Origin of the sequence: Pantoea sp. (genome assembly GCF_028283705.1) — a bacterium.
Taxonomy (GTDB): domain Bacteria; phylum Pseudomonadota; class Gammaproteobacteria; order Enterobacterales; family Enterobacteriaceae; genus Pantoea.
In genome coordinates, this window is sequence record NZ_JAPWKD010000011.1 from 358,061 (window position 1) to 381,295 (window position 23,235).

At 55.2% G+C, this 23,235-nt stretch carries 22 protein-coding genes; 13 read left to right on the top strand and 9 right to left on the bottom strand.

What is annotated here, in order from left to right; translation table 11 throughout:
• Positions 1 to 241: 241 nt before the first annotated feature.
• Positions 242 to 1,690 carry a PTS cellobiose/arbutin/salicin transporter subunit IIBC gene (gene ascF, locus PW844_RS08625; protein WP_299450342.1) on the top strand — a complete coding sequence of 483 codons (1,449 nt, stop codon included), beginning with the start codon at positions 242 to 244 and terminating at the stop codon, positions 1,688 to 1,690.
• 12 nt (positions 1,691 to 1,702) lie between these two features.
• On the top strand, positions 1,703 to 3,133 hold the full coding sequence (locus PW844_RS08630; RefSeq protein WP_299450345.1) for a 6-phospho-beta-glucosidase: 1,431 nt from the start codon (positions 1,703 to 1,705) through the stop codon (positions 3,131 to 3,133).
• A gap of 64 nt (positions 3,134 to 3,197) precedes the next feature.
• Here PW844_RS08630 and PW844_RS08635 read toward each other — a convergent pair whose 3' ends face one another.
• Positions 3,198 to 4,247: an NAD(P)-dependent alcohol dehydrogenase gene (locus tag PW844_RS08635; protein WP_299450348.1), complete on the bottom strand. Its 1,050-nt coding sequence runs from the start codon at positions 4,245 to 4,247 to the stop codon at positions 3,198 to 3,200.
• A gap of 113 nt (positions 4,248 to 4,360) precedes the next feature.
• Between PW844_RS08635 and PW844_RS08640 the strand changes: the two genes are divergently transcribed.
• Complete coding sequence (locus PW844_RS08640; RefSeq protein WP_299450350.1) at positions 4,361 to 4,792, top strand: helix-turn-helix domain-containing protein; 432 nt, start codon at positions 4,361 to 4,363, stop codon at positions 4,790 to 4,792.
• Here the strand turns inward: PW844_RS08640 and PW844_RS08645 are convergent.
• Positions 4,734 to 5,558 carry a helix-turn-helix transcriptional regulator gene (locus tag PW844_RS08645; RefSeq protein ID WP_299450352.1) on the bottom strand — a complete coding sequence of 275 codons (825 nt, stop codon included), beginning with the start codon at positions 5,556 to 5,558 and terminating at the stop codon, positions 4,734 to 4,736. The genes PW844_RS08640 and PW844_RS08645 overlap by 59 nt on opposite strands.
• 103 nt (positions 5,559 to 5,661) lie before the next feature.
• Here PW844_RS08645 and PW844_RS08650 point away from each other — a divergent pair, with 103 nt between their 5' ends.
• On the top strand, positions 5,662 to 6,549 hold the full coding sequence (locus PW844_RS08650) for an SDR family oxidoreductase (RefSeq protein WP_299450354.1): 888 nt from the start codon (positions 5,662 to 5,664) through the stop codon (positions 6,547 to 6,549).
• Between the two features lie 37 nt (positions 6,550 to 6,586).
• On the opposite strand, the gene PW844_RS08655 is transcribed toward PW844_RS08650, so the two are convergent.
• Together PW844_RS08655 and PW844_RS08660 are read right to left on the bottom strand one after the other, a co-directional pair.
• On the bottom strand, positions 6,587 to 7,408 hold the full coding sequence (locus PW844_RS08655) for a Cof-type HAD-IIB family hydrolase (RefSeq protein WP_299450356.1): 822 nt from the start codon (positions 7,406 to 7,408) through the stop codon (positions 6,587 to 6,589).
• A gap of 99 nt (positions 7,409 to 7,507) precedes the next feature.
• Entirely contained in the window at positions 7,508 to 8,167 is a 660-nt protein-coding gene (locus PW844_RS08660) for a TetR family transcriptional regulator (RefSeq protein WP_299451101.1), read from the bottom strand.
• A 91-nt stretch (positions 8,168 to 8,258) separates the two neighbouring features.
• On the opposite strand from PW844_RS08660, the gene PW844_RS08665 reads away from it, so the two are divergent.
• Positions 8,259 to 8,954 carry an O-methyltransferase gene (locus PW844_RS08665; RefSeq protein WP_299450358.1) on the top strand — a complete coding sequence of 232 codons (696 nt, stop codon included), beginning with the start codon at positions 8,259 to 8,261 and terminating at the stop codon, positions 8,952 to 8,954.
• Here the strand turns inward: PW844_RS08665 and PW844_RS08670 are convergent.
• Positions 8,914 to 9,813, bottom strand: coding sequence for a LysR family transcriptional regulator (locus PW844_RS08670; RefSeq protein ID WP_299450360.1), 900 nt, complete (start codon positions 9,811 to 9,813; stop codon positions 8,914 to 8,916). The two genes, PW844_RS08665 and PW844_RS08670, sit on opposite strands and share 41 nt — an antisense overlap.
• A gap of 98 nt (positions 9,814 to 9,911) precedes the next feature.
• Here PW844_RS08670 and PW844_RS08675 point away from each other — a divergent pair, with 98 nt between their 5' ends.
• Positions 9,912 to 10,970, top strand: coding sequence for an SDR family oxidoreductase (locus PW844_RS08675; RefSeq protein WP_299450362.1), 1,059 nt, complete (start codon positions 9,912 to 9,914; stop codon positions 10,968 to 10,970).
• On the opposite strand, the gene PW844_RS08680 is transcribed toward PW844_RS08675, so the two are convergent.
• Positions 10,936 to 11,880, bottom strand: coding sequence for a LysR family transcriptional regulator (locus tag PW844_RS08680; RefSeq protein ID WP_299450365.1), 945 nt, complete (start codon positions 11,878 to 11,880; stop codon positions 10,936 to 10,938). The two genes, PW844_RS08675 and PW844_RS08680, sit on opposite strands and share 35 nt — an antisense overlap.
• 112 nt (positions 11,881 to 11,992) lie before the next feature.
• Between PW844_RS08680 and PW844_RS08685 the strand changes: the two genes are divergently transcribed.
• The 5 genes from PW844_RS08685 (at position 11,993) to PW844_RS08705 (ending at position 18,018) form a co-directional block, all read left to right on the top strand.
• The gene (locus tag PW844_RS08685) at positions 11,993 to 13,138 is read left to right on the top strand and encodes a M20 family metallopeptidase (protein ID WP_299450368.1); all 1,146 of its coding nucleotides are present in this window, start codon (positions 11,993 to 11,995) and stop codon (positions 13,136 to 13,138) included.
• A complete protein-coding gene (locus PW844_RS08690; protein WP_299450371.1) occupies positions 13,135 to 14,532 on the top strand; it encodes a Na+/H+ antiporter NhaC family protein in 1,398 nt (465 codons plus the stop codon). Before PW844_RS08685 ends, PW844_RS08690 begins: the two co-directional genes overlap by 4 nt.
• Before the next feature lie 195 nt (positions 14,533 to 14,727).
• On the top strand, positions 14,728 to 15,990 hold the full coding sequence (locus PW844_RS08695; protein ID WP_299450374.1) for a DUF1479 domain-containing protein: 1,263 nt from the start codon (positions 14,728 to 14,730) through the stop codon (positions 15,988 to 15,990).
• Between the two features lie 94 nt (positions 15,991 to 16,084).
• Positions 16,085 to 16,837, top strand: a complete 753-nt coding sequence (locus PW844_RS08700) for a DNA-binding transcriptional regulator YciT (RefSeq protein ID WP_084881156.1) — start codon at positions 16,085 to 16,087, stop codon at positions 16,835 to 16,837.
• Between the two features lie 83 nt (positions 16,838 to 16,920).
• Positions 16,921 to 18,018, top strand: coding sequence for an NADH:flavin oxidoreductase/NADH oxidase (locus PW844_RS08705; protein WP_299450378.1), 1,098 nt, complete (start codon positions 16,921 to 16,923; stop codon positions 18,016 to 18,018).
• Here PW844_RS08705 and PW844_RS08710 read toward each other — a convergent pair.
• On the bottom strand, positions 18,005 to 19,429 hold the full coding sequence (locus PW844_RS08710; protein ID WP_299450381.1) for a PLP-dependent aminotransferase family protein: 1,425 nt from the start codon (positions 19,427 to 19,429) through the stop codon (positions 18,005 to 18,007). The genes PW844_RS08705 and PW844_RS08710 overlap by 14 nt on opposite strands.
• Before the next feature lie 120 nt (positions 19,430 to 19,549).
• Between PW844_RS08710 and PW844_RS08715 the strand changes: the two genes are divergently transcribed.
• Entirely contained in the window at positions 19,550 to 20,413 is an 864-nt protein-coding gene (locus PW844_RS08715; RefSeq protein WP_299450384.1) for a DMT family transporter, read from the top strand.
• A 50-nt stretch (positions 20,414 to 20,463) separates the two neighbouring features.
• Here PW844_RS08715 and PW844_RS08720 read toward each other — a convergent pair whose 3' ends face one another.
• Entirely contained in the window at positions 20,464 to 21,570 is a 1,107-nt protein-coding gene (locus PW844_RS08720) for an ABC transporter substrate-binding protein (RefSeq protein ID WP_299450387.1), read from the bottom strand.
• A 122-nt stretch (positions 21,571 to 21,692) separates the two neighbouring features.
• The gene (locus PW844_RS08725; protein ID WP_084881160.1) at positions 21,693 to 22,445 is read right to left on the bottom strand and encodes an IclR family transcriptional regulator; all 753 of its coding nucleotides are present in this window, start codon (positions 22,443 to 22,445) and stop codon (positions 21,693 to 21,695) included.
• Between the two features lie 394 nt (positions 22,446 to 22,839).
• On the opposite strand from PW844_RS08725, the gene PW844_RS08730 reads away from it, so the two are divergent.
• A complete protein-coding gene (locus PW844_RS08730) occupies positions 22,840 to 23,232 on the top strand; it encodes a RidA family protein (protein ID WP_299450392.1) in 393 nt (130 codons plus the stop codon).
• Positions 23,233 to 23,235 lie beyond the last annotated feature (3 nt).

Genomic DNA, 23,235 nt, shown 5'->3' on the forward strand with positions numbered 1-23,235 from the left:
CATGCTCATTGATTGGGAAATTTTTCGCATGTCCGGCTTTGACACGCAACCACCATTAAGTGATTCAGTTCACAATGTCATAAATCAAATTTTAAATATCTTGCCAGGTTAAAAATACAATTTCATTATTTTGTGAAACCGGTTTCTCATGGCGAGAAACTGAGCAATCGTTCCGCCTCTGTCCCTACAACGGATGTGCGACCGGCCAGCAAGTGACCTTTTGATAAGAGACGAAAAATCCATGTCGAAGAATTATGTCGAAGTCTCCCGCGCCATAGTCCAGGCGTTAGGTGGGCTGGAAAATATCGAAGCCGTAACGCATTGCATGACCCGCCTGCGCTTTGTGGTCAAAGACGGTAATCAAATCAACAACCCGGTATTGAAGGCCATCCCCGGCGTGATGGGGGTGGTGCATAACGATGCGCAATGCCAGGTGATCATCGGCAATAACGTCGGTCTGGCATATCAGGAAGTGTTAAAGCTCGGCACGCCAGGAGCAACCGCCGCCGCGACATCGGTGAAACGAAAAATCACGCTGAAAAGTATCGGCACAGGCATCCTTGACGCGCTGGTGGGCACCATGTCACCCCTGATTCCTGCCATCATTGGCGGATCGATGGTGAAGCTGCTCGCCATGGTCCTGAATATGTTTGGCGTGTTTGCCGAAGGGTCATCAACGTTAGTGATTCTCAACGTGATTGGCGATGGCGCGTTCTTCTTCCTGCCGGTGATGGTGGCCGCCTCAGCCGCGCTGAAGTTCAAAACCAATATGTCGCTGGCGATTGCCATCGCCGGGGTGCTGATCCATCCCAATTTTATTGATCTGATGGCCAAAGCGGCACAGGGGCAACACGTTGAATTTGCATATATTCCAGTGACCGCCGTCAAATACACCTACACCGTTATTCCGGCGCTGGTGATGACGTGGATCCTGTCGCATATCGAACGCATCGTCGATCGTATCACCCCGGCGGTGACGAAAAATTTCCTTAAACCGATGCTGATTGTGTTGATTGCTGCACCGATCGCCATTGTGCTGATTGGCCCGCTGGGTATCTGGATCGGCAGCGGCATCTCCGCGCTGGTTTATACTATCCACGGTTATCTCGGCTGGCTGTCGGTGGCCATTATGGGTGCGCTGTGGCCGCTGCTGGTGATGACCGGCATGCACCGGGTATTTACCCCGACCATCATCCAGACCATCGCCGAAACCGGTAAAGAGGGGATGGTGATGCCTTCGGAAATTGGTGCCAACCTTTCCCTCGGCGGCTCCTCACTGGCAGTCGCCTTCAAAACCAAAAACCCGGAACTGCGCCAGACGGCACTGGCCGCCGCCGCGTCAGCGATTGTCGCCGGTATCTCTGAACCGGCCCTATATGGTGTGGCGGTACGCCTCAAGCGTCCGCTGATCGCCAGCCTGATCAGTGGTTTTATCTGCGGGGCGGTGGCCGGGATTGGTGGCCTTGCCAGCCATTCCATGGCCTCCCCCGGCTTGTTCACCAGCGTGCAGTTTTTTGATCCCAATAATCCGATGAGTATTGTCTGGGTCGGTGCCGTGATGGTGCTGTCGGTGGTGCTCTCATTTATTTTGACCCTGATGCTGGGCTTTGAAGACATTCCGGTGGAAAAAACCGCCGCTACAACCCCGGCAACGGCACCTGAAATCGTAAAACCCGTAAACGCCAATTAATTGAGGCTATTCATGTCTGAACTGACATTTCCAGCAGGATTTTTATGGGGCGGCGCTTTGGCCGCTAATCAGTCTGAAGGGGGCTACCTGGAAGGCGGTAAGGGATTAACCACTGTTGATATGATCCCACATGGCCAGCACCGTATGCCGGTGAAACTGGGCCTTGAAAAGCGTTTTACCCTACGTGATGACGAATATTATCCCAGCCACAACGCCATCGATTTCTATCATCGCTACAAAGAAGATATCGCGCTGATGGCAGAGATGGGTTTTACCGTGTTTCGGACTTCCATCGCCTGGAGCCGCCTCTATCCGAATGGCGATGAGTTGCAGCCCAATCCTGCGGGTATCGCTTTTTACCGCGATGTATTCAGCGAATGTAAAAAATACGGTATCGAACCGCTGGTGACCCTGTGCCACTTTGATGTCCCGATGCATCTGGTGACCGAGTACGGCTCATGGCGCAATCGTAAAATGATTGAGTTCTTTGCCCGCTACGCACGCACCTGTTTTGAAGCCTTTGATGGCCTGGTGAAGTACTGGCTGACATTTAATGAGATCAATATCCTGCTGCACAGCCCCTTTTCCGGTGCCGGGCTGGTGTTCGAAAGCGGGGAAAACCCCGAGCAGGTTAAATACCAGGCGGCACACCATGAGCTGGTCGCCAGTGCCCTGGTGACGCGCATTGCCCATGAGGTCAACCCGCAAAACCAGGTCGGTTGCATGCTGGCGGGTGGCAATTTCTATCCGTGGTCGAGCAAGCCGGAAGATGTCTGGGCGGCGCTGGAAAAAGATCGTGAAAACCTGTTCTTTATCGATGTTCAGGCGCGTGGTGCCTACCCCTCCTATTCCGCACGGGTGTTCCGCGAGAAAGGTGTGAAGATCGAGATGGAGGAAGGCGATAGCGAGATCCTGAAAAACACCGTGGATTTTGTTTCCTTCAGTTACTACGCTTCGCGCTGTGCCTCAGCGGAGATGAATGAACAAAACAGCAGCGCGGCAAACGTGGTGAAATCGCTGACCAATCCGCACATTAAACGCAGCGACTGGGGATGGGGTATCGACCCACTTGGGCTGCGAATCACCATGAATACGATGTACGACCGCTACCAGAAGCCCCTGTTTCTGGTGGAAAACGGGCTGGGCGCGCGTGATGAGTTAACCGCTGACGGCGAAATCAATGATGATTACCGTATCAGCTATCTCAAAGAACATATTTATGCCATGGCGCAGGCGATTGATGATGGTATCCCGATCATCGGTTATACCACCTGGGGATGCATTGACCTGGTGGCCGCCTCGACGGGTGAAATGAGTAAACGCTATGGTTTTGTCTACGTTGACCGCGATGACCATGGGCAAGGCACCCTGAATCGCACGCGCAAGAAATCGTTCTGGTGGTATAAAAAAGTCATCGCCAGCAACGGGCGGGATCTGGACTAATCCCTCGCTTTGTTTGGCGATTTCAGCCTGAAATCCCTGCCCTGACAGCAGGGATTTTGCCGTATTACCAGCGCGTTGCCTGCATATCAATGACGAAGCGATACTTCACGTCACCCTGCAACATACGTGTAAACGCCGCTTCAATCTGCTCACCAGCAATCAGTTCGATATCCGCCGTGATGTTGTGCTCACCGCAGAAATCCAGCATCTCCTGGGTTTCTTTGATGCTGCCAATCGACGAGCCGCTGATACTCAGGCGACGGAACACCATCGGCGTCACATTGGGTGACGGGTGCGGCTGATCGGGAATGCCCACCAGCACCAATTTGCCATTGGTTTTCAGCGTGGCGAGATAAGGATCGAGGTCGTGCGGGGCGGCCACACAATCAACAATCATATCCAGCGAGGTCTGGCAGGTCGCCATCTGCGCCACATCACGCGATACCACCACCTGCTTCGCCCCTAAGCGGCGTGCATCAGCACCTTTCTCCGGCGACGTGGTGAACAGTGTCACTTCCGCCCCCAGGGCCGTCGCCAGTTTCACTGCCATATGGCCTAAGCCACCCAAACCGACCACACCGACGCGGTCTCCCGCTTTGACGTTGAAATGACGCAGCGGCGACCAGACCGTCACACCTGCACATAACAGCGGAGCAACCCCCGCCAGCGCCAGCTGCGGCGGCACTGCCACCACAAAATGCTGATCGACCACCACATGCTGCGCATAACCGCCCCAGGTGCGGTCGCCAGTATATTTATCGATGCCGTTATAAGTCGCGGTAAAGCCGGCTTCGCAATATTGTTCTTCCTGCTGCTGGCAAAAATGGCACTCGCGACAGGAGTCGACCATCACGCCCACACCGACGACGTCGCCCACTTTAAAGCGGGTGACATCGGCACCGGTTGCCATCACGCGCCCGACAATCTCGTGCCCTGGCACCAGGGGATAGTGGCTGACACCCCATTCGTTACGGGCCATATGCAGATCTGAGTGGCACACGCCGCAGTACAGAATCTCAATTTGGACATCCTGTGGCTGCACGCTACGCAGCGCGATCTGGCCGGATGACAAAGGTTGTGTGGCATGGGGTGCGACTAACGCGTTGATTTTCATTGCGCCTCCGAAAGCTTACTGGCAATGGCTGAGTGAAGGCGGCAGACTATAGTGAAGATGGTTCAATATTGATAGTAGTCACCATTTGGTGACCATAAAGCGAGAAACTGACTATGCCTGCCTGGGTTGATGGCAAACTGATGTTCTACGCGGATTCTCCGCCGCGTCGTCTGATGGATCTTTTTTCACTTAAATGGAGCAGCATGGTGCTGCATGCGTTATATCACTGGCCGGGACATCGCGCCCGTACCGGCGAATTACAGAGCAGTTTGCAGGGGATTTCGAAGAAGATGCTGTTTCAGACCTTAAAAGAACTGGAGCAGCGTGGTTTGATCGCCCGCCATGTCTATGAAGTGATCCCGCCAAAGGTGGATTATCGCCTGACGCCCCTCGGCATGACCTTTGCCGCGCCGATTGAGCAGATGTATCAATGGGGCCTGGAGAATCAGGCAGCGCTGGATGAGATGTCCACGCATTATCAGGCCGCTATGGACGAGTCATCAGCCGCGTCATACAGGCATGATCCTGTTCTCGATGCGGATTAAACACTACCAGGCTGAGTCCAGGTTTGCCCTCTACCGCGAAGGTGCTGTACTCCAGTTCCAGCACCCCTTCGTCCGGTAGCCACAGCTGCTTGATACCTTCGCCATGCTGGCTGACTTCCTGCGATTGCCACAAACGGCGGAAGGTTTCGCTCATGGTGCACAGCTCCTCCACCAGCGCTCGCACATGAACGCTGGCACCGGTGCGCGCCACATCAGCGCGGAAATTCGCCACCAGCCCCCGTGCAACGCTCTCCCATTCGGGTAAGCGTTTTTTCATCTGCTCATCGCGGAATATCATCAACAGGATATTGCGTTGTGCAGGCGGCAACTGGGCGTAATCAACAAAGACTTTCGTCGCAGCCCGGTTCCAGGCCACCACCTGCCACGCGGCGGTTTTCACCAGCGCCGGTGTCACGGGCATACTGTCGAGCACCCGTTGCAGCGAAGGTGAGACCGTGACGCCCGCCTGCCAGGTGACACCGGGTAGGCGGTTCTGCGCCAGCAGAAACAGATGGTCACGCTCCGCCGCACTCAGTTCCAGCGCATGTGCCAGCCGCTCCAGCACCACTTCTGATGGCGCACCCCCTCTGCCCTGCTCCAGCCAGGTGTACCAGGTGGTGCTGACGCAGGCGCGGATCGCGACTTCTTCCCGCCGTAAACCGGGCGTGCGGCGACGCTGCATCGGGTAGCCCAGCCGGGCCGCATCCAGCCGCTGGCGGCGTTCACGCAGATAATTGCCCAGCAGATTGTCGTCTTGCATCGTCATGGTTTTATCCTGTTAGTCCCGATACCCGTATAAGCTCACGACTTTTCGTCGCGCCGCAGGCTTTTATCATAGTGCCTGTTACCAGTCAGTGAGGAGCACGATTATGCGAATTTTTGTGACCGGGGCGAGCGGCTTTGTCGGCTCAGCCATTGTGAAAAAACTCCACGCACGTGGATATCAGGTGCTGGGTCTGGCGCGCAGCGACGCATCAGCAGAAAAGCTACAGCGACAAGGCGTGACGGTGATACGCGGCGACCTGGAAGATATCGCCAGCCTGCGCGCGGCAGTGCAGCAGAGTGACGGCGTGATCCATGCCGGTTATATCCATGATTTCAGCCGTATGGATCATGCTGCGGCGGTTGATCAACGCGCCATTCTGGCGATGGGAGAAGAACTGGCAGGCTCAAATCGCCCGCTGATTGTCACCTCCGGCACCGCGCTGGTGGCACCAGGGCGTATGGCAACCGAGCAGGACCCACCAGCAGCGGGCGCGCATCCCCGTTCTGACTCCAACGTCGCCGCGCTGGCGCTGGCGGATAAAGGTGTGCGCGTGGCGTTAGTGCGCCTGCCCCCCACGGTGCATGGCGCAGGGGATCATGGTTTTGTGCCCATTCTAATCAACCTGGCGAAAGAAAAAGGGGCTGCGGTTTATGTTGAATCAGGCGAGAACCGCTGGCCTGCGATTAATCGCTTTGATGCTGCCGAACTGTTTTGCCTGGCGGCTGAAAAGGCCGAAGCCGGTACGATTTTGCATGCGGTGCAAGAGGAAGGCATAGCCTTCCGGCAGATTGCCGAAACCATTGCCAGCGGGTTATCGCTGCCGGTGAAAAGTCTGACGATGGATGAAGCGCAAAGCTGGCTGGGCTGGATGGCGCGGTTTGCTGCCATCGATAATCTGTCTTCCAGCGAATGGACGCGTAAAACGTTTAACTGGCAGCCGAACGGGCCGGGATTATTGCAGGATATGCGCGAGACGGATTATTTTCGTTAACCGAAATGGCGCGATTTATCGCGCCATCAGGTGAAAATCAGGCAAACGGAAATTCACGCGCCAGCAGGCGGGCAATCACATTCAACACGCCGTCGTCATTGTTGCTTTCAGTTTTGTAACTTGCCACAGCACTGACCTGCGGGGCGGCGTTCGCCATCGCGAAGCTGTAACACGCCTGACGCAGCATTTCGAGGTCATTGGCGCTGTCACCAATCGCCAGCACTTCACAATCATCGATACCCCATTTCTCCTGCAACAAGGCGATGCCGTGCGCCTTATGGCATCCGGGGATAATCAGATCAACAAAACCGAAACCGCTGGAAACCGGATGCATAATATTTTCAATCGCATTCAGTTCTGAGTGCAGGCGTTTCAGCAATGCATCCACCCCTTCGTGTGCCAGATTCAGGGAGAATTTAAAGATGGTGTCATCGATGTCGTAGAGATTGTCGCGCTTTTCCAGCCGATGATAATGGTTAGCCAGCATCGCCATCACCTCATCCGGCATTGAGGTATGGACATAGGCACCGTTACGACCACACACCACGGTGCTGATTTCCGGTTCTTTCGCCAGAATATCGAGCACCTGACGCACCGCCTCGGGAGCCAGTTCGCCACAGAAAATCTCTTCGTTGCTGTCTGATACCCAGGCACCGTTTTCCGCCACAAAGGCGATTTCATTTTTGATTTCGGGAAAATAGCGCAGCAGCTGGTAATACTGATTGCCACTGGCGACCACGAAGCGGATGCCTTTTTCTTTTAACAACGCGTACTGGCGCAGAAAACGCTGCTTGTTGTACTGCTTGTTGTCATCCAGAAAAGTGCCATCCATATCCACCGCAATCATTTTCACTGCCATATTACTCTCCCGTATCAGAGTGCCGTCGAATCCGTCCGGCGAAAAGGTTTTATAAAGCTTACTCGTGGTGTGGGTTCTTGAGAATGCGAATTCGCGCTTTCAGAGCTTTCCAGCCCTCTTTTCGTGCATTTTTGCCCCTTTCCCCGCGATCCAGGCACAGAACATGGTTGCCATCTCGCTGGCATAAGCCTGGATTTCTGCCGGGGAGCGTGGCGTTTCCGAAAAATGCTTGCCCACATTCCCCAGCGTGCTGTTAATCAGATCTGCCGCCCGTGCGCATTCATCATCAGGCAAATGCGGCAACATCTCACGCAGAAAATGGCTGACGATATGCTCACCCGCGGCACGCGCCTCATGGACTTCTGGTGCGTCGCGATACAGCGGTGCCGCGTCGTTCAGCGCAGTGCGCATCGCCGCTTCTTCACATTCGGACTGTAAAAAAGCCAGCGTCAGGTCGTGTAATCGCTGCTCTCCGCTTCGTTGCGGGTTGCGTAAAATATCTCCCAGCAGGCTACCGGTACGTTGCCATTCTTCGCTTTGCAGGCGAAACAGAATCGCCGCTTTGTTGGGAAAATATTGATACAGCGATCCAATGCTGACGCCAGCACGTTCCGCTACTCGCGCGGTAGTAAAGCGAGTCGCACCTTCCTGCGCCAGAACCTGAGTAGCCGCCTCCAGAATAGCCGCAACCAGCTCGCTGGAGCGTGCCTGCCTTGGCTTTTTCCTCTCTGAAATCCGTAAGTTACGACCTTCTCCCATGACGATCTCCCGAACGCGAATAGTGAAATGCGACGAATTCATCGTATTCTTATCGCTCAACGAAATCTACCTCTCACTATGGGAAAATCTGATGAATACCTTAACTTCTGCACCACTCGCGCCGCTGCTGGCTTACCTGTTTGAACTGGCGGAAAACACCACCCCAGTCAGCAATAGCAGCCTCGCAGCGCTCTCGGGGGATGAGCAAATCCGCCTGATGCAAAGCAAAACCGAATATCGCCAGCTTTATGCTCAACTGAAGGATATGCCGCTGGCAGTATCGCGTGAAACCGGACGGTTGCTATATATGCTAGCGCGTAGCTGCAAGGCGCAGCATATCGTGGAGTTTGGCACCTCGTTTGGTATCTCGACGCTGCATCTGGCGGCCGCAGTGCGCGATAACGGGGGCGGGAAAATCATCGCCAGCGAGTTCGAGCTGTCTAAAGTCGCGCTGGCACGCAATCATTTTGCCGATGCAGGCGTCAGCGACCTGATTGAACTGCGCGCCGGTGATGCGTTGCAAACGCTGGCGACGGATTTGCCAGCATCGATCGATATGCTGTTGCTGGATGGGGCAAAAGGGCTTTATCCGGAAATTCTGCGCCTGGTCGAACCTCAGTTACGCCCCGGGGCGCTGATCATTGCCGACAATGCTGATTACAGTCCGGAATATCTGGCCCGCGTCCGGGCCGCCGACAGCGGTTACCTCTCCCTGCCGTTTGGTGAGGATGTGGAAGTCTCGGTCTTTACAATGAGAAGCCCGGCATCGTCTGCAGCGCAATGTTAATGAACTCCACCAGCGCCCTGACCCGCTGCGGGATAAACCTCGCATCAGGAAAAACAGCATACAAATAGCGATCCGGCAGGCGATAGTCTGGCAAGATGTGCACCAGCCTGCCCGAATCCAGTGCCGCCGCGCTAAGCGGTAGTTGCACGCCCCCGATGCCAATACCCGCTTCTATGGCCTGCATCAGCACCTGACTGGTGTTAGCCCTGAATACGGTATTCACCGCCAGGGAACATATCCCCTCACTGCCGATTAGAGTTAACGGCGCATCTCTGGCGATACCCCGGAAACGCACATGTGGCAACGCCGTCAGCTGCGTAACATCATTAACCGGCGTGGTCCTGATAAATGCCGGAGCCGCCACCAGTACCGTTTCTACCCGCGCCAGTGAACGCGCTGCCATGGTTGTCGGCGGCTGTTCCGCCAGACGCAGCGATACATCAACCCCTTCAACGACCACATCCGATAAGCGATCGTCGAGCGCGATATCCAGCCTGATCCCCGGATGCTCCCGCTGGAAATTGAGTAAATAAGGCAGGAAAAGCTGACCGATCCCACTTGGCAACTGCATATGCAGATTCCCCTGCAACTGTTGCTGTGCCGGGCGCAGCTGGGTTTCAATCTCATCCATGGCCTCCATCAACGGCAATATCTGCTGCAGATATTGCCTCCCCGCCTCGCTCAGCGCCATCGATCGGGTGGTGCGTCTAAGCAACACCACACCCAGTTCCGCTTCTAATGCGGCGATTTGCTGACTTATCGCCGATTGTTTAAGACCTGCCTGCCGCGCCGCTGCCGAGAACGAACCGGCTTCCGCGACGCGGATAAAGGTGGTGATGGCATTGAGTTTGTTGTTCATTTATTAAATTTCATGATAAGTGCTATCGAATAGATGGGATATAAACACAAAAAATAATAGATGAGAATGCAGCCACAACCTCATGCGGAGACGGTCAAATGCATCATTCATCACACAACAAGGTGGCCCTGGTGGCGGGGGCAAGCGGGATTGTCGGCAGCCAGCTGGTTAACACCCTGCTGGAGCAGCAGTGGCAGGTGATTGGACTGACGCGTCAGCAGGCGCGACAAAATCAACCGATTCCCTATGTCAGCGTTGATCTGCTGGATAGCACCGGGAGTGCGGCGGCGCTGGCACCGCTGACTAACATCACCCACATTTTTTATAGCGCCTGGCTCGATGCTGCGGACTGGTCAGCGATGGTCGAACCGAATGTGCGGATGCTACGCAACCTGGTACAAGGCGTTGAGGCGCATGCCCCACTGCAACACGTTAGCCTGATGCAGGGCTATAAGGTTTATGGTGCACATCTTGGCCGTTTTAAAACCCCGGCGCGTGAAAGCGATCCCGGTGTACCAGGCGCGGAGTTCAATGCAGCACAGCTGTCATGGTTGTCAGCATGCCAGCAGGGGAAAAACTGGCACTGGAGTGCCCTGCGCCCAGGCGTGGTGGGTAGCGCGGTACCGGGTAATATGATGAATCTGGCACTCAGCATCGCGGTTTACGCGTCATTATGTCAGGCAGCGGGGTTGCCGTTACGGTTTCCGGGGTGTGAACTGAGCTGGCAAAGTATGGTGGATCATACCGATGCCCGCTTACTGGCTTCGGCCAGCGTCTGGGCGGCCGAAGCCCCGGCGGCACACAACCAGGCGTTTAATGTTAATAACGGCGATCTCTGGCGCTGGAGTGAACTCTGGCCAGCCATTGCCCGCTGGTTTGAACTTGACTGTGCCCCGGCGGTCGCGTTGTCGTTCCAGCAGCTGTTCCGCGACTTCCGGGATCACTGGCAGGCGCTGGCACAACAGCACGCGTTGCAGCAGGCGGATATCCTGCAACTCAACGACGGCCGTTTCGCTGATTTCGTTTTTAGCTGGGATTACGACATGTTTGGCGACGGCAGCAAATTACGTCGTGCCGGTTTCAGTCAGTACCGCGCCACTGACCAGATGTTTTTTGATCTGTTCAGCGCATTTCGCCAGGCGAGGCTGATTCCTTAACTTCTGATTCGTAGAGGAAATTACACAGCAGCTGCCAGAGATAGCTGGCAGCCGGGGTGAAACGATGATCGGCACTGCGCAACAAATGGCTCTGGCTTTCGCGGGCAATTCGATGATCCAGGGGAATCGCCCTGAGTTCCTGCTGGCGTAACACTTGCGGGATGGCCTGCTCGGTCATAAACGCAATGCCCAACCCGGCCTGACACAGCGACAGCGCACTGGAAAACAGGTTGCAACAATAGGCGGGGGCCAGCACCTGCCCTTCGCTTTTGAAGATGGCGCTGAGATAACGTTGCAGGCCAAAGTTTTCACTCATGGTGATCAATCGGTGCTGGGTCAGTTCAGCAATGCTGATTTTGCTATATCCAGCAATCGGATGGTCCGGGCGCACAATGGCGCAAATGGGTCCACGACGAAAACTGTGGGACTTCAGTCCCGGCGGCCCGGCAGTGCCAAAACCGACCGCCATATCCACTTCGCCGCGCATGATCAGATCCACAGTGCTTTGCATATCACCCGAGCTGATATCGATAAACACACCCGGCCAGGCGACGGAAAACTCCTTCAATACGTTGTTGACCACCTCTTCCACGATGCCCTGCCCCACCCGCAATGTCACCGAGCCACCGCGCATATGCCGCATATCGCGCAACTGCCGTTCCAGCAGTTTGCGCCGTTGGCTGGTCTGCGCGTAATCATCTGCCAGTAACTTACCGGCTTCCGTTAACACCACATTGCGGCCACGCCGTTCCAGCAAGGGTAATTGCAGGCTACGTTCCAGCAATGATAACTGACGACTGACGACCGAAGGGTTGATGCCCAGCGCATCGGCGGCACGCCGTATCCCGCCATGCATCCCGACTTCATACAAATAACTTATCGCTTTCTCCGGATAAGTGGCCGCTGTCATAAGTTGTTCCTATCTGTTGCTCTGAGGTCAACAATTCTAGCATTCCCACCTCATTTTTATACGCAGAGTTTTCTGCGCATACTGCCGTCTGGACTAAGGCAGGAAACTATAAATGAACAACATAAAAAATTACTTACAACAGCATGCTGATGACATTCTGGGTGATATCAAACGACTGGTACAGGCGGAATCACCGTCATTAGATAAGACTGCGGTGGACCGTTGTGGCGAGGTGCTGCAAAGCATTTTCCAGCAGCGCCTGGGCATTGATGCGCAGGTGGATCAGCAGACGGAATATGGCAATCATCTGCGTTTTTCACTCGGAAACGAGGGGCCGCAAACCACCCTGATTGGTCATTTCGACACGGTCTGGGATCACGGTGATTTAGCCTTACGCGAAGAGGATGGCAAACTTTACGGCCCTGGCGTGCTGGATATGAAAGCGGGCCTGGTACAGGCCATCTGGGCGGTGCGCGCCCTGCAACAGCTGGGTTTATTAAGCGGCCAGCGCATTGTGTTCCTGTGCAACAGTGATGAAGAGGTGGGTAGCCCCAGCTCCAGTGACTGGATTGGCCGCAACGCCGCAGGATCACAGCAGGTGCTGGTGGTGGAACCCGCGGTAGCAGGCAGCAACGACCTGAAAGTTGCGCGTAAAGGCACCGGACGTTATGACGTGGTGATTACCGGCCAGGCGGCGCATGCCGGCAACAATCCTGAAGAAGGCATCAGTGCGGTGCAGGAGATGGCGCATCAAATCCACTTCCTCCATGCATTGAATGCACCGGAACGCGGGACCACGGTCAACGTGGGCATCGCCAATGGCGGTAGCCGGATCAATGTGGTAGCCGACCATGCTGAACTGGGCATTGATACCCGTGTCACCAGTGAAGCTGAAGCCCAGCGCATCCATGATGCTATCACCCAACTGCAACCGGTGCTGCCGGGCATTGTGTTGTCCGTTACGGGCGAACAGGGCCGCCCGCCGATGCGCCAGACTCCGGCATCACAGCAGATGCTGCAACACGCGCAGCAGATCGCACAACAGCTCGGATTTGCCGTTGAGGGTAAATCCGTCGGCGGCGGCAGCGACGGCAACTTCACGGCGGCGCTGGGTCTGCCCACCCTTGACGGTCTCGGTGCCACCGGCGCGGGCATTCACGCACGCCATGAACACATTATCGTTGCCAATATTGTCCCGCGTGCCGCCCTGGTGGCAGGCATGGTGCTCGGCAACCGTGCAGCAGAGGATGCGGTATGAGCCAGGTAAATCTCGCGCAGCCAGCAGTGGCACCTGCCGCCCGCCCCGTCGGGCAAAGTCCGTATCTGCTACTGTTTATTATGCTGGTGGTGGCCGCTGTTGCCACCTGGCTGATCCCGGCAGGCGCATTCGATTATGTCACCCGTGAGGGGATTAAGTTTGCGGTGAAAGGCAGCCTGCATGCGGTGCCACAGTCCGGTGTCTATCCGCTGGAGATTTTTACCGCCATCGCTGAAGGCATGGTAAAAGCCGCGCCGATTATCTTTTTGATTCTGTTTACAGGCGGTGTGCTGACGGTGGTGGAATCCACTGGGGCGATTAAAACAGCGCTGAACTCGCTGGCCCGCAGTACCAGTCTGAGTGATACCCGCATCATCCTGATCTTTGGTGTGATTTTCGCCATTCTCGGTACCACTGGCGCGGTAATCAATGCGGTCGTGGCCTTCGTGCCAATTGGCCTGCTGGTAGCGCGTTCGCTGGGGCTGTCGCCGATCCTTGGAGCATCGCTGGTGTACCTCTCCTGTGCTGCCGGGTTTAACGTCTCGGTATTAGGCCCGGCCACCACTGGCCTGACGCAACATCTGGCTCAGCTGCCGATTTTTTCCGGCATGCTGCTGCGCGGCATAACCTTTCTGTTGTTTGCGCTGAGCGCCATTGCTTACCTGATCTGGTCGGTACGTAAAGCGCGTCGCGAAGGTCATCTGCGCCCGCAACAGGCAGAAGAACAGGATGCAACGCTTGTCGTCACCGGTCGCCATAAGCTGATTCTGATCACCTGCGCCCTGGCGCTGATTATTTTCATCAGCGGTGCCGTGCGGCTGCACTGGGGCACCAATGAAATGTCCGCCATGTTTATCCTGCTGGCCATTGTGGTGGGGCTGATTGGCCGCATGTCCGGGACGGATATTGCCAATACTTTCCTTTCCGGCTGTTCTGGCCTGGTGAAAGGTGGCTTTATTGTCGGCCTGGCGGGCGCAGTGTCGCTGGTGCTGCAACAGGGGCATGTGCTCGACCCTATTGTTGGCTTCCTCACCGACCTGCTGGCACCGGTGCCGCAAAAGCTCGCGGCAATTGGCATGTTTATCAGCGCAGCGTTGATTCACTTTGGCATCTCATCCGGCTCTGGCGAATCGGCGGTGCTGATCCCAATCTTTTCTCCGCTGGGCGATAACCTGGGCCTGACACGTCAGGTCACGGTGCAAACCGTGTTGCTGGGTGAAGGCATTGTGAACTGCATCAGCCCCACCTCCGGCGTACTGATGGCAGTGCTGGCGACCGCCGGTATTCCTTTCGGTAAATGGCTGCGTTTTATCGCGCCGCTGATCGCCGTGTGGTTCAGTATCTGCGTGGTGATGCTGTTGATCGGCGTGTCGATTAAGTGGGGGCCTTTCTAAGCCCGAAACGACGTAAACGCAACCTCCTGACACGGCGCGATTTTTCGCGCCGTTTTCTTTTGAGCAAAATTTCCCCTGGGTATCTGTGAGCGATCGCAACATTTTGATGTTGCGCTTTTGTTATTTCCGCTTAATATTACGAATGAAAGTTAATTCAGATTCATTCGAAACAAACCGAACCGACCAGGAGTTGCTATGAACACCTCTTTTACCTCAGTGACCCTACCTGACGATCACAAAGCAAAAATACGGCTGCTGAAACAACAGCTGAGAGCGCAAATTGGCGACGTTGAAGGCTTATTCCTTCAGGTGAAAGCCAAAATCACCCAGGCCATTGCCGAAGCAAAGGAAGATGAAGCACAGCGGGGAACAGCCTGGCCGGTGGTGAGCTGGCGTGATATCGCGGAAAAAAATATCTCTCAGGAGCAAATCGACTTTATAAAGCGTCGCGGCTGCGTGGTGGTGAAGCAAAACTTCGCTCGTGACGAAGCCCTGGCCTGGGATAAGGCGATGCTGGATTACCTCGAACTGAATGATTTTGACAACATCTATCGTGGCCCCGGCGATACCTTTTTCGGCAGTCTGGAAGCCTCGCGACCAGAAATTTATCCCATCTACTGGTCCAAATCGCAGATGGAAGCTCGCCAGAGCGAAGGGATCTCCCTGACGCAGTCCTTCCTGAATCGGTTATGGAAATTTAATAGCGGTGGTGTGACCTGGTTCGATCCTGACGTCAGCATTATCTATCCCGACCGTATCCGTCGCCGCCTGCCGGGTACCACCTCGAAAGGGCTGGGCGCGCATACTGATTCCGGTGCACTGGAACGCTGGTTGTTGCCCGCTTATCAGCAGGTATTCCGCAACATCTTCAATAACCAGTTTGCTGACTACGACCCCTGGGATGCCGCGCACCGTACCGAAGTGGATGAATATGATGTCGCCAATACCACTAAATGTTCGGCTTTCCGCACATTCCAGGGCTGGACCGCGCTTTCAGATATGGAAGCGGGCCAGGGCTTGCTGCATGTGGTGCCGGTGCCTGAAGCCATGGCTTATGTGCTGTTGCGCCCGTTACTCAGTGATGTGCCGGAAGATGAACTCTGTGGTGTGGCACCCGGCAAAGTACTGCCGATTTCGCAGCAATGGCACCCGGATCTGATCGCTGGTTTATCTTCCATTCCGCCGTTGCAGGCAGGTGACTCGGTGTGGTGGCATTGCGATGTGATCCATTCCGTCGCTCCCGTTGAATCACAACAGGGCTGGGGCAATGTGATGTATATTCCCGCAGCCCCGTTATGTGACAAAAATCTGCGTTACGCGGAAAAAGTCGCCAATGCGCTGGATTTCGGCATCTCTCCCCCCGACTTCCCGCGTGAAGATTATGAGCGTGACTGGCAGGATCGCTTCACCACTGCGGATCTGAATGCCATTGGCAAACGTAGCCTGGGGCTTGCCTGATGAAATCTGCCCGGTGGTCCATCGTTCGCCACCGGGCGCACTGCTTTCTGCTAGACTGGCGAGGTTTACCCTAACCGTGCCACCTAAAAACTCTATGAATACCCGACACGAACAGATCATCCAGCTGGTGAACGAGCGCGGCAGCGTGAGCGTGAGCGAGCTTTCGCAGTTGACCGGCGTTTCCGAAGTGACCATCCGCCAGGACCTCAACGCACTGGAGCGCGAAAATTTCCTGCGCCGCGTGCATGGCTCAGCCGTGGCCCCCGACAGCGATGATGTCGGTTCGCGCATGCGTACCCGCTATAAAATCAAGCAGGCGATTGCCGAACACGCTGCGTCGCTGGTTAATGATGGCGAAGCCATTTTCATTGAGGGCGGCAGCACCAACGCGTTGCTGGCGCGTTGCCTTGCCAGCCGCAAAGATCTGACCATCATCACCGTGAGCCACTACATCGCCCAACTGCTGCGGGATTCGCAGTGTGAAGTGATTATACTCGGGGGCCAGTACCAGAAAAGCAGTGAATCGATGGTGGGATCGCTGACCCGCTTCTGCCTGCAACATATCAATTTCCATAAAGCCTTTCTCGGCGTCGATGGCTGGCACCCGGATACCGGTTTTACCGGTCGGGATATGATGCGATGCGATGTGATCAATGCGGTAATGGCCAAACAGACTTACACCATCGCCGTGACCGACTCCTCCAAATTTGGCGTGATCCACCCCTATCCCAGCGCACCGGAACACCCGTTTGATGCCGTGATTACCGATGACGGCATTCCCGCCACCGCACGCGAGCAACTGACGGAAACCGGGGTGCGGTTAGAGCTGGTCGCCCAGCCTAAGTAACGTTATAACGCACAAATTGATCGTTGCCCGTTACGCTGATAAGCGCATGATGTCTTCCTTTGGCATGAAACCAGGATAAACCCATGAGCAAATTGTTTAGCCCAATCAAACTGGGTGCGCTTCAGTTAGATAACCGCATCGTGATTGCCCCGATGTGCCAGTATTCGGCACAACAGGGATGCGCCACGGCATGGCACCGTATCCATTTAGGCCAGCTGGCATTCTCCGGCGCAGGGTTGTTGATCATCGAAGCTACGGCGGTAGAACCGGAAGGCCGTATTTCGCCCCAGGATCTCGGCCTGTGGGATGACACCACGGAGCACGCCCTGCAAACCGTGGTTAACGATATTCGCCAGTATGCTGATATTCGTCTCGGTATTCAGCTGGGCCATGCCGGACGCAAAGCGTCTACCTTCGCCCCATGGCAAGGCGGCACACAGATTCCGCTGGAGCAGCAAGGCTGGCAGACCGTTGCGCCTTCTGCTATCCCGATGCATGAAGGTGAGCGCCCACCCACCGCGCTGACCCATGCAGACCTCGAACGTATCAAACTCGCTTTTGTTGCCAGCGCACAACGCGCGGTGCGTATTGGTTTTGAATTGATCGAGCTGCATGCCGCCCATGGCTATCTGCTGCATCAGTTCCTGTCACCGCTTGCCAACCAGCGTGATGATGAGTATGGCGGCAGCCTGGAAAACCGTATGCGCTTCCCGCTTGAAGTGTTAGCAGCGGTACGCGCTGCCGTGCCGGAGCATGTCGCGGTGGGCGTGCGAATTTCCGCGACTGACTGGGTTGAAGGCGGCTGGGATGTGGTGCAGTCTGCTGAGTTCTGTCAGAAAATCGAAGCGCTGGGCTCAGCCTATGTTCATGTCTCCAGCGGTGGCCTTTCTGCACAGCAGAAAATCACCGTATCAGCCGGTTATCAGGTGCCCTTCGCCCGTGAGCTGCGCAAAATCACCCGCATGCCGGTCATCGCGGTGGGGCTGATTACCGAAGCGCGCATGGCCGAAGACCTGTTGCAGGAAGGCGATGCCGATTTGGTGGCGCTGGCACGAGGTATCCTCTACGACCCACGCTGGCCCTGGCATGCCGCAGCCGAACTGGGAGCCAGTGTCCATGTGCCGCCACAGTATCTGCGCTCTGAACCGCACGGAGTGAAGGGAAGTATTAAGGCCCGTTAACGTTCCTGCGCCCATACGTAGCGGTGCGATTTATCGCACCGCTACTCATGACTTTCTTCAGAACGGTATAAATGCGTTCGTCATTTGACTGCGACACATTAAAGCGCAAAAACCGATCGCAAGTGCCGGACTGGCTAAAGGTGTTGCCAGGGGCCAGTACCACCCCCTGAGACAAACAGGCGCGCGAGACGTCCGCAGCATTCATCCCTTCCGGCAGTTCACACCAGAGAAATAACCCGCTTTGCGGCACCAGCCACGGCCGGATGCCCAGCTGCCCGAGCCGTGAGATGACCTCTGCCCGATTATCCGCCAGACGCTGCTTAATTGCCTCGATATGCCGTCGATAGCCACTGTCCTTCAAAATATTCAACAGCACATCGGCCGCCAGCTGGCCGCTGCTAAAGCCAGTGGCGATTTTAAGATCGGTGAGTTTATCCACCCACGCGGGTTTAGCCGCGATAAAGCCGCAGCGAACCGAGGCGGAAACCGTTTTGGAGAAACTGCCGATCAGCATGACCCGCGACAGGCCATCGAGCGCGGCCAGACGCGGTGCCGTGCTGCTTTCCAGATCAGCGAAAATATCGTCCTCGACAATCACCAGATCCGAATCTTCGGCCATTTTCAGTAGCCGATGTGCCGTCGTCGGGGAGAGCGTGGCACCGGTCGGGTTGTGGATGCCGGAGTTGGTGATGTACAGACGCGGAGCGTGCAGTGTCAGTGCCTGCTGGAACGCATCGAGGTCCGGCCCCTGTGCCGTCCAGGGCACGCCAATCACGTTAACCCGCTGCGCTCTGAGCAGCGCATGAAAATTGAAATAACAGGGATCATCCACCAGCACGCTATCGCCCGGTTCGAGGAAAAAGCGGCAGATCAGATCGATGGCATGGGTGCCGGAATCCGTCAGCAACAGTTGCTCAGGCTTCACCGACATGCCATAACCCGCCAGGCGTCGGGTCAGCAGTTGTCGCAATTGCGGGTTGCCTGCGGGTGTGGCGTAATCGGCCAGCAAGGCGCTTTCGCTACGCGCCGCTTTGCGTAACGCGCGGCGAATTCCCTCTTCGTACATCCAGTCGGGTGGCAGCCAGCCACAGCCGGGTTTCAGCATGTCCGACGTCGCTTCAAGTGCCTGCCGGGTAATCCACAACGGATCGATGTCGCGCTCCACCTGCGGCCCGAGCTGCGCAAGATCCAGCGGCGCTATCGGCCCGGAAACAAAGAAGCCAGCCCCCGGACGCGAGACAATGATATTTTCCGCTTCCAACCGATCATATGCCTCCACCACAGTGGAAACGGACACGCCTGCCGACTGCGCTCTGGCACGCACCGAAGGCAAGCGACTGCCCGGCGTCAGCGCCCTGGACGCGATCTGCTGACGAATATCATCCATCAATTGTTCGATGCGGGTTGCCATATCGCCTCCTGCTGTACTGCCCTGATGACCAGTACAGTTCTTTGAAATCGTACTGGATTGTATCTGGTCTGACCGTCGTTGTCAGTGGTTTACTGCGCAACATTCAGTAAGGAGACGATGATGAAAATTGTATTAAATGGCTGGGTCAGTGGTTTTATTGGTGTGATGATTTTTGCCGGTTCGCTGCCCGCCACCCGTGCCGCCATCACCGGTTTTAACCCGCTGTTTCTCACCTGCGCGCGTGCCACCATTGCCGCCCTGCTGGGGAGCTTATTATTACTGGCGCTGCGCCAGAGATGCCCTGCCCGTGGCGATATTCCGGCACTGGCGATTACCGCACTGGGCGTCGTTGTGGGCTTTCCACTGCTCACCGGCCTGGCTGTGCAGCATATTTCATCAGCGCGTTCGATTGTGTTCCTTGGCTTGCTGCCGATGTCCACGGCAATTTTTGCGGTGCTGCGCGGTGGTGAACGGCCCCGCCCGCTGTTCTGGTTATTTTCACTGACCGGCGGAGCCATCATCGCCGGTTATGTGCTGAGCGGCACGGCGAGCACCATGATGACGGGTGATAGCCTGATGATCGGGGCCATCATCTTATGCGGGCTGGGATATGCTGAAGGGGCAAAACTCTCGCGGCGTCTCGGTGGCTGGCAGGTCATCAGCTGGGCGCTGATTCTTTCCGTTCCGGTTATGTTACCGATCACCGTTTTCACTCGTCCGGTAACCTTTGCCAACATTGCGATGTCTGCCTGGCTGGGGTTCGCCTACGTCTCAATCTTCAGCATGTTGATCGGCTTTATCTTCTGGTATCACGGGTTGGCAAAGGGAGGCATTGCGGCGGTAGGACAATTGCAGTTGATACAACCGTTTATGGGATTTGCGCTGGCGGCCTTGCTGCTGCACGAATCGGTCAGCTGGGCCATGCTGATGGTGGCGTCCGCCACCCTTGTATGCGTATTCGGTGCTAAACGCTTTGCGGGTTGAGACACGTCTGTAACGGCGCGATTTATCGCGCCGTTACCAATCCGTGTCGGTTATTTATTTTCCGGGTAACTCAGCGTGATCGCATCGTCAGGGAAGGTGGTGAAATCTTTAATAATGGTATGGAAATCAGCGACCGGATTGAGATCGCTAAATTGCTGTGGGTAGAGATCTTTCGCCAGAATTTCCATACCGATGATGTTGTACGGATGGTTATAGAAGTGGTGATAAACCCCGTACACACGGCCCTGTTTCACCGGTTCGATCTGCGACAGACCGGTACGGCTCAGCAGTTTCTGGAAGGTGACACTCACATCTTTGGGATCCACACCGTAACCAAACGGCAGCACATTGGTATTCGGACGCTTTGAACCGGTCATGATGTAGACATCCGGCTTCATGGCGATAATTTTTTCCAGTGCGACAAAACCAGAGCTACCTGGCAGCAACGCGGAACCGATATTCTTGCCACCCACGGCTTCAACCAGACCACCCCAGCCATTATGACCGTGAGTAAAGCAGCAATTGTCGCTGTTACCCGCAATCGGCTCGATAAATACCGTGGGTTTCTTGTTAATTTTATCAATCGTCTGCGTCAGCTTTTCCATGTGCTGATGATAGAAATCAGTATAGGCTTTGGCCTGCGCTTCGCGGTTCAGCACTTTACCCAGCAGAGTAACAGACGGCGCGGTGTTCTGAGCGGGGTGCAGTTCGTAATCGACGAACACCACCGGAATATGCAGGTTGTTAAGCGTATCCAGCACACCCGATTGCTTCAGCGCCGGTTTGGCGCGCAGCTGCGCAATCATTAAATCTGGCTTTTGCGCCAGTACACTTTCCAGATTGACCTGTCCCTGATCGTTGAACCCCATATCAACGATTTTCGTCGCTTCCGGCCAGCGTCCTTTCAGCATGTCCCAGGTCTGGGTGTCTTGCTTTTTCGGCAGGTTATTCCAGGCTACCACGCGTTTGAATGGGTCATCACGGTCCAGTAACGCCAGCGTCAGGACATCACGACCATCCTGCAAAATAATGTGCTGCGGTTCTTTGTTGATGGTCTGGGTATGACCATCCATATCAGTAATGCTCACTGGATAGGTGGTGGCCGAAGCCGCCGTTGAAGCCAGTAACCCCATAGCCAGTAACAAGCGCGTTTTCATCGCAAACTCCGTGATAAAAAGAATAGTTATTATTATCAATAACCTTAACACAACTTTAAAACACAAAAAATAAACTGTACTTCAATCAGTTGTGTCGGAGTGTGTAGAAAACGCGAAGGAGTTCAGGTGAAATCAGACAGTCTTTGCCCGGAAACGATCAGTTCCTGCAACAGCATCTGGCGACGCTCCTCAGGGGTATCACGGCTCACCATAAAGCAGATCGCCGCCACCGCTTGTCCGCTACGCGAGCGAATCGGGGCGGCCATACAACAGGTGAAACTCTCCGACAGGCCCTCTGTCAGACAATACCCCAGCTGCCCGGCGCGGTGGATGTCAGTCAAAAACGCCTGTTTATCGAGGATTTGTCCATTCGCCAACTGATAGTCTTCTTCCGGGATCAGATCGAGAATCGCGCGATCGGACCAGTTACTCAGCAGCAAACGTCCCGTGGCTGTCCAGGTGATGGGCACGCGCACACCGATGTCCGATGTGATTTTGAACGGATGCGCATTACTTTCCGACAACACCACGGTGTACTTATCCCCTTCCAGCATACAGAGCTGCACGGTTTCGCCATGACGCGCGACGATTTCTACCATTAACTGATGAGCACGGCGGATGAGATCGTTATGCGCCATGTAGTCTGCACCGTAGTAGTGCATTTCCCGACCAAAGAAAACCGCGCCATCGGCATCCAGTTCCACCAGACCCGCTTCACTCAGCAGGCTGACTAACTCATAAACGCTGGAACGGGGTGCGCCGGTGGCATCGATCAAATCACGCATCGCCATCGGCTGCCGGGCGATATGCAACTGGCGAAAAATGTCGATAACCCGGTCAACGCCGCGCGCCCGTGATGGCTTTTCATCCGGCATAAGCAAATTCTCCTCAGGCAATAATGCGGTGGCTGAACTGCGCCAAAAAGAAAAGCATCATACACCCAGCGCTGACGTTAACCCATCCCTGTTAATTAATATTTTATTTTCTGTCTTTATATTTTCCTGTTCTATTTTGGGGCCTCATTTTAGCGCATGCCGTTTGCTGTATTTTTTAAAACCACGATAAAGGTCACATTCCGATTAAGAAAACTTCAGCTTCATTTTTTTATTTTGCGATCGCGACAACATCACAAAAAATTAAATCCACCCACACATATTGCAAAAGCAAAAATCCTGTGCAAATCTTGCCCTATCCGATATTACAGATACATGTCTGATATACCGGACAACTCAGTAAGGAGTTGTCCTGATCAAAAAGGAGTAGAGTTGCATGACGATCAAACGTTATGGCATTGAGGGTGGCACCGGCACCGGCGGCCAGAAACTGCCGTTCGCACGGGCGGTAGAAGCTGATGGCTGGCTGTATATCTCCGGCCAGACACCGATGCGCGATGGTGAAGTGGTGGAAGGCGGCATCATCGAACAGACCCGGCTGGCGTTCGAAAACTGCCTGTCTATCATGCGGGAAGCCGGTTACCGGGTGGAAGATGTGGTGCACGTCACTGCGGTATTAACTGACGCCCGCTACTTCAGTTCATTTAATAAAGTATTCAGTGAGATATTTAGCGGGAACCCTCCCGCACGTATTTGTAGCGTGCAGGATTTAGTTGTCGACTGCAAAGTTGAAGTCGATATGAAATGTTTCCGTACCGATCGTAAATAACAT

Excerpts from the sequence above, each read along its gene's own strand:
- PW844_RS08675 (WP_299450362.1), top strand. The coding sequence starts at position 9,912 with ATGCATCATTCATCACACAACAAGGTGGCCCTGGTGGCGGGGGCAAGC.
- PW844_RS08695 (WP_299450374.1), top strand. The coding sequence starts at position 14,728 with ATGAACACCTCTTTTACCTCAGTGACCCTACCTGACGATCACAAAGCA.
- PW844_RS08655 (WP_299450356.1), bottom strand. The coding sequence starts at position 7,408 with ATGGCAGTGAAAATGATTGCGGTGGATATGGATGGCACTTTTCTGGAT.
- PW844_RS08630 (WP_299450345.1), top strand. The coding sequence starts at position 1,703 with ATGTCTGAACTGACATTTCCAGCAGGATTTTTATGGGGCGGCGCTTTG.
- PW844_RS08715 (WP_299450384.1), top strand. The coding sequence starts at position 19,550 with ATGAAAATTGTATTAAATGGCTGGGTCAGTGGTTTTATTGGTGTGATG.
- PW844_RS08725 (WP_084881160.1), bottom strand. The coding sequence starts at position 22,445 with ATGCCGGATGAAAAGCCATCACGGGCGCGCGGCGTTGACCGGGTTATC.
- PW844_RS08705 (WP_299450378.1), top strand. The coding sequence starts at position 16,921 with ATGAGCAAATTGTTTAGCCCAATCAAACTGGGTGCGCTTCAGTTAGAT.
- PW844_RS08650 (WP_299450354.1), top strand. The coding sequence starts at position 5,662 with ATGCGAATTTTTGTGACCGGGGCGAGCGGCTTTGTCGGCTCAGCCATT.
- PW844_RS08680 (WP_299450365.1), bottom strand. The coding sequence starts at position 11,880 with ATGACAGCGGCCACTTATCCGGAGAAAGCGATAAGTTATTTGTATGAA.
- ascF (WP_299450342.1), top strand. The coding sequence starts at position 242 with ATGTCGAAGAATTATGTCGAAGTCTCCCGCGCCATAGTCCAGGCGTTA.
- PW844_RS08700 (WP_084881156.1), top strand. The coding sequence starts at position 16,085 with ATGAATACCCGACACGAACAGATCATCCAGCTGGTGAACGAGCGCGGC.
- PW844_RS08730 (WP_299450392.1), top strand. The coding sequence starts at position 22,840 with ATGACGATCAAACGTTATGGCATTGAGGGTGGCACCGGCACCGGCGGC.
- PW844_RS08690 (WP_299450371.1), top strand. The coding sequence starts at position 13,135 with ATGAGCCAGGTAAATCTCGCGCAGCCAGCAGTGGCACCTGCCGCCCGC.
- PW844_RS08670 (WP_299450360.1), bottom strand. The coding sequence starts at position 9,813 with ATGAACAACAAACTCAATGCCATCACCACCTTTATCCGCGTCGCGGAA.
- PW844_RS08635 (WP_299450348.1), bottom strand. The coding sequence starts at position 4,247 with ATGAAAATCAACGCGTTAGTCGCACCCCATGCCACACAACCTTTGTCA.
- PW844_RS08720 (WP_299450387.1), bottom strand. The coding sequence starts at position 21,570 with ATGAAAACGCGCTTGTTACTGGCTATGGGGTTACTGGCTTCAACGGCG.
- PW844_RS08710 (WP_299450381.1), bottom strand. The coding sequence starts at position 19,429 with ATGGCAACCCGCATCGAACAATTGATGGATGATATTCGTCAGCAGATC.
- PW844_RS08645 (WP_299450352.1), bottom strand. The coding sequence starts at position 5,558 with ATGACGATGCAAGACGACAATCTGCTGGGCAATTATCTGCGTGAACGC.
- PW844_RS08685 (WP_299450368.1), top strand. The coding sequence starts at position 11,993 with ATGAACAACATAAAAAATTACTTACAACAGCATGCTGATGACATTCTG.
- PW844_RS08660 (WP_299451101.1), bottom strand. The coding sequence starts at position 8,167 with ATGGGAGAAGGTCGTAACTTACGGATTTCAGAGAGGAAAAAGCCAAGG.
- PW844_RS08640 (WP_299450350.1), top strand. The coding sequence starts at position 4,361 with ATGCCTGCCTGGGTTGATGGCAAACTGATGTTCTACGCGGATTCTCCG.
- PW844_RS08665 (WP_299450358.1), top strand. The coding sequence starts at position 8,259 with ATGAATACCTTAACTTCTGCACCACTCGCGCCGCTGCTGGCTTACCTG.